Raw genomic sequence first — 638 nt, 5'->3', positions numbered from 1 at the left:
ACCCGGTTCTGAGATGCCCGTATCCTCGGCTAACAGGGTTAACCTGTGCGGGTGAGGGACTGCACCGAGTGGCGACGCACCAGCGTCGGCGTAAAGGTGTTGGTGACCGCCGTCAGCGCCTGGCCTTGTGCCAGCGCAATGGCTAATTCGGCGGCTTGCGTCGACATGGCTATCACCGGGTAGCGGATCGTGGTCAATCGTGGGCGCAAGTAGCGCGCGATAAGCACGTCATCAAAACCTATCAGAGAAACAGCCTGTGGCACCTCAATGCCGTTGTCGCTTAATACTGCCAATGCGCCCGCCGCCATCGAATCGTTGTAACACACCACGGCGCTAAAAGGCACGCCGTGGCTCAGCAGTTCGCGCATCGCTGCCTCGCCACCGGCTTCATCCGGCGCGGCGCGGGCGATCAGCCGGTTATCCAGCGCAATGCCTTGATCGTGCAGGGCGGCACTGTAGCCCTGTAAGCGATCCTCGGCGTCAGAAATCCGGTGATCGGAACAGAGAAAGGCAATGGCACGATGCCCTTCCTGAATCATATGCCGGGTTGCCAGCCAGCCGCCATGGCGATCGTCCAGCGCCACACAGCGCGACTCAAATCCGGGCAGAATGCGGTTGATCAGCACCATGCCGGGGAC

1 protein-coding gene is annotated in these 638 nt (G+C 61.3%); it reads right to left on the bottom strand.

Annotated elements, in window-relative coordinates; translation table 11 throughout:
- Positions 1–38: 38 nt before the first annotated feature.
- A partial coding sequence (locus J5224_RS33620) for a substrate-binding domain-containing protein (protein ID WP_264629214.1) occupies positions 39–638 on the bottom strand: 600 nt, incomplete at its 5' end.

The sequence above is a fragment of the Candidatus Symbiopectobacterium sp. NZEC135 genome (genome assembly GCF_025962695.1).
The sequence above is the reverse complement of the archived record's forward strand: the minus strand, read 5'-3'. Positions and strand labels throughout refer to the sequence as shown.